3 protein-coding genes and 2 pseudogenes are annotated in these 4,317 nt (G+C 69.0%); 4 read left to right on the top strand and 1 reads right to left on the bottom strand.

What is annotated here, in order from left to right; all coding sequences use genetic code 11:
- Nucleotides 1–149: 149 nt before the first annotated feature.
- The 4 genes and pseudogenes from AOK24_RS52085 to AOK24_RS44235 form a co-directional block, all read left to right on the top strand.
- Nucleotides 150–497 (top strand): annotated as a pseudogene (locus AOK24_RS52085) (MFS transporter); the annotation flags it as partial.
- A gap of 2 nt (nt 498–499) precedes the next feature.
- On the top strand, nt 500–2,582 hold a 2,083-nt coding region (locus tag AOK24_RS44245; protein WP_240554427.1), incomplete at its 5' end, for an MFS transporter.
- Between the two features lie 83 nt (nt 2,583–2,665).
- Complete coding sequence (locus AOK24_RS44240; RefSeq protein ID WP_055725445.1) at nt 2,666–3,487, top strand: YceI family protein; 822 nt, start codon at nt 2,666–2,668, stop codon at nt 3,485–3,487.
- 25 nt (nt 3,488–3,512) lie between these two features.
- On the top strand, nt 3,513–3,971 hold the full coding sequence (locus AOK24_RS44235) for a PPOX class F420-dependent oxidoreductase (RefSeq protein ID WP_055725446.1): 459 nt from the start codon (nt 3,513–3,515) through the stop codon (nt 3,969–3,971).
- A 121-nt stretch (nt 3,972–4,092) separates the two neighbouring features.
- On the opposite strand, the pseudogene AOK24_RS50045 reads toward AOK24_RS44235, so the two are convergent.
- A pseudogene (locus tag AOK24_RS50045) lies at nt 4,093–4,317 on the bottom strand (hypothetical protein); the annotation flags it as partial.

Raw genomic sequence — 4,317 nt, 5'->3', positions numbered from 1 at the left:
ACCCCCACCCCCTCCCGTACGCCAGCGAACCACCCGTACACCCGCGACCACTTAAGACAAGGAACCTCATGGCTACCACCACACCGCCCGGTGTGCGGGCCCACGGCAAGCACGGGGCGTCGGCCCCGGCACCCCACGCACACGCGCCCATGTCCCACCGGCAGATCATGGAGGCCCTCTCCGGGCTGCTGCTCGGGATGTTCGCGGCGATCCTGTCGTCGACCATCGTGACGAACGCGCTCCCGAAGATCATCAAGGATCTCGGGGGCGGGCAGTCCGCGTACACGTGGGTCGTGACGGCCGCGCTGCTCGCGATGACCGCCTCAACTCCCCTGTGGGGCAAGCTCGCTGACCTGGTCAGCAAGAAGGCGCTCGTTCAAATAGCCCTGGTTGTCTACATTGTTGGGTCCGTTGTAGCCGGACTCTCCCAGAACTCGGGGATGTTGATCGGGGCCCGGGTCATTCAGGGGCTCGGCGCCGGGGGGCTCACCGCGCTCNNGATCTCGCCGCGTGAGCGCGGCCGTTACTCCGGCTACCTCGGCGCGACGTTCGCCGTGGCGACCGTCGGCGGCCCGCTGATCGGCGGCGTCATCACGGACACGAGCTGGCTCGGCTGGCGCTGGTGCCTGTACGTCGGCGTGCCGTTCGCGCTGATCGCGCTCGCGGTGATCCAGAAGACGCTGCACCTGCCCGAGACCAAGCGTCAGGTGAAGGTCGACTGGGCGGGCGCGTTCTTCATCACCGCCGCCGTCAGCCTGCTGCTCATCTGGGTGACGTTCGCGAACGACAAGTACGACTGGCTGTCGTGGCAGACGTACACGATGGTCGGCGGCTCGCTGGTGCTCGCGGCGGTCTTCGTCCTCGTCGAGGCCAAGGCCACCGAACCGATCATCCCGCTGCACCTGTTCAGGAACCGGACCATCACGCTCGCCTCGATCGCCTCGCTGTTCGTCGGCATCGCGATGTTCTCCGGAACCGTCTTCTTCAGCCAGTACTTCCAGCTCGCCCGCGACAAGTCCCCGACGATGTCCGGCGTGATGACCATCCCGATGATCGCGGGCCTGTTCGTCGCCTCCACCGTCTCCGGCCAGGTCATCACCAAGACCGGCAAGTGGAAGGCGTGGCTGGTCTCGGGCGGCGCGCTGCTGACGGCGGGCCTCGGGCTGATCGGCACGATGCGGTACGACACCGACTACTGGAAGATCGGCCTCTTCATGGCCGTCATGGGCCTCGGCGTCGGCATGATGATGCAGAACCTGGTCCTCTCCACGCAGAACCAGGTCGCCCCGCACGAACTCGGCGCCGCCAGCTCGACGGTGACCTTCTTCCGCTCCCTCGGCGGAGCCGTCGGCGTCGCCGCGCTCGGCTCGGTCATGTCGACGCGGATCACGCACTACGCGAAGGACACGATCACGTCCCTCGACCCGCAGTCGCAGGCCGCCGCCGCGAAGGCGACCGGTTCCAGCGCGCTGCCGGACATGAACTCCCTTCCGGGACCGGTGCGTTCGTGGCTGGAGAGCGCGTACGGGCACGGCATCGCGGACATCTTCCTGTACGTCGCTCCCATCGCGTTCCTCGCGTTCTTCGTGACGCTGTTCATCAAGGAGGTCCCGTTGCGGACGACGGGTGCGATTGCGCAGGCGGCCGGTGCGGACGAGGCTCCGGTTGCCCCAAGTGCGGCTGCGCAGGCCGCCGTTGAAACCCCGGCGCCGGTCTCGACGCCTTCATGGGCCGAAGCCGAGGAGAAGGTCCCGGCGCTCGTCGGAGCAACTGCCGTACAGACCAAGGCCGTTGCCACAGCCAGCGTCGGCAGCGGGCCGGACGGCACCTCCATCCACGGCTACGTACGCGGCGCCGAGAACGCCCCCGTCCCCTCCGCCGCCGTCACCCTCATCTCCCTCGCCGGTCGCCAACTCGGCCGCGCGGTAGCCCAGTCGGACGGTTCCTACGGCGTCGACGCGCCCGGCTCCGGCTCGTACGTCCTCATCGCCTCCGCCGACGGGTTCCAGCCGCAGGCGTCCACGATCGTCGTGAACGGCGAGCCGGTCGCGTACGACATCCTGCTCAGCGGCACCAGCGGGCTCGCCGGTGTCGTACGGGCCGCCGGGAGCGGGGACGGCGTCAAGGACGCGATGGTCGTCGTCACCGACGTACGCGGGGATCTCCTCGCGACCGGGACGACCGGGGAGCAAGGCGAGTTCTCCTTCGGGGAGTTGGTGCCGGGCGCGGTCACCGTCGCGGTCAACGCGAGCGGGTTCCGGCCGCGCGCGCTGCCCGTCGAGATCGGGATCACCGGCGTCACCCGCGCCGAGGTCCTCCTCGACGCGGGCGCGCACCTCCAGGGCGTCGTCCGCGCGCCGCACGGCCCCCTCGCCGACGCCCGCGTGACGCTCGTCGACGCCGCCGGGAACGTCGTCGGGACGTCGACCACCGGTCACGACGGTGCGTACGCCTTCTCCGACCTCGACAGCGGTGAGTACACCGTCATCGCCACCGGGTACCCGCCGGTCGCCGCCGGGCTGACCGTCGCCGGGCACGGGGTCGACGGGCACGACATCGAACTCGGCCACCCGGGCGAGTGAACCGGCAGTGAGCACGGGCCCGTGGTGGGGTAGCCATTCCCCGCCACGGGCCCTTTTCGGCAGACTTTCAGAGGAGTTGTGACATGGCGCTGAGCGCGAGGATCCGGACGAAGGACGGGTGGGCCGTGTCCCATGCCGTCGTGACGGTCACCGACATGACCGGTACGCAGGTGGTGCGGGCCGAGGCCGACGAGGAGGGCGTGGTGCGGGACGCGACGCCGCTCGCGCCGGGGGCCCATACCGTCATCATCACTGCCGTGGGGTACGCGCCTACGGCTTCCACGGCGCTCGTAACCGCCAGTGGGCGCGCGGACGTCGGGAACGTCGTGCTGGCCCGGCAGGGGGGCGAGGAGTTGCCGCCGCCCGGTGTCTGGACCGTCGATCCCGCGCACTCCGCCGTCAGTGCCGTTGCCCAGCATCTCGGGATCTCCAGTGTGCGGGGGCGGTTCACCGAGTTCAGCGCTGTGGTCGAGGTCGCGCCCGATGATGTGACCAAGTCCCGTGTGGAGGCGGTGATTCGGGCCTCCTCCATCGATACCGGGAACGCGATGCGGGACGGGCATCTGAAGTCCGCCGACTTCCTCGACGTCGAGAACCATCCCGAGATCACCTACACCTCAACGGGGTTGAGCGTCGCCGGGGTCGATCGGTGGACCGTGCACGGGGAGTTGAGCATGCGGGGTGTGGTGCGGGGCGTCGATCTCGATCTCTCCTACCTCGGGACCGGGGGCGATCCGTGGGGTGGGACCCGGGCCGCGTTCCGGGCCACCGCCGAGCTGCGGCGGGAGGACTTCGCGATGAACTACAACCAGGTCGTCGCCGCCGGGATCGCCGCGATCGGGACGACGTTGCGGGTCGAGCTCGATGTGCAGGCCGTTCAGGGGGAGTCTTTGCCCACCGGGTGAGGGGCGTGCTCCTAGGGTGGGGGCCATGGCTATCGCTACGAACACGCGCGTGTCCCTCGAAGAACTCCTCGACTTCGTACGGCCCCGGCATCGGGCTCTGTTGATCACTCGGCGGGCGGATGGGGGGCCGCAGGCGTCCCCGTTGACCTGCGGGGTCGACGACTCGGGGCGGATCGTGATGTCCACGTATCCCGAGCGGGCGAAGACGCGGAACGCGAAGCGGGATGAGCGGGTGAGTGTCGTGGTGCTGAGCGATGAGTGGGACGGGGCGTGGGTGCAGATCGATGGAGTGGCGGAGGTCATCGACTCGCCGGACTCCGTAGAGCCGTTGGTGGAGTACTTCCGGAACATCTCCGGGGAGCATCCCGATTGGGATGAGTATCGGGAGGCGATGGTTCGGCAGGGGAAGTCGATTATTCGGGTTACGCCGGAGAAGTGGGGGCCGGTGGCGACTGGGGGATTTCCGGCGCGGCTGAGCGGTTAGGGCGCCTAAAGGGGTGGGGTGTTCTGGGGGTGCGCGAGTTCCGGTAGTACGTGGTTGCTCGCGCAGTTCCCCGCGCCCCTTAAAAGCAAAACCTCCGCGCCACCCGGCGTGTGAAGGCTCCCTATGCCGTCCTTCCCATCACGTCCGCAAACGTTTCCCGGCCGAACGGGGCGCCCTCGTACGTGTACGGGTAGTCCAGGCCCGCCGCCGCGAACGCTGCTGCCCTTCGGCGTTCTCGTTGGAGGTGGGCCTCCTCCGACTCTGCCCAGGCCCATGTCTCGGCCTGGCGGCGGAAGATCTCGGCCGCTTCTTCCTTCGAGGGGCTGGTCCAGGGGCGTGACCAGGG

The sequence above is a fragment of the Streptomyces niveiscabiei genome (assembly GCF_001419795.1).
Taxonomy (GTDB): Bacteria; Actinomycetota; Actinomycetes; order Streptomycetales; family Streptomycetaceae; genus Streptomyces; species Streptomyces niveiscabiei.
This window is presented reverse-complemented; position numbering and strand designations above follow the sequence as displayed.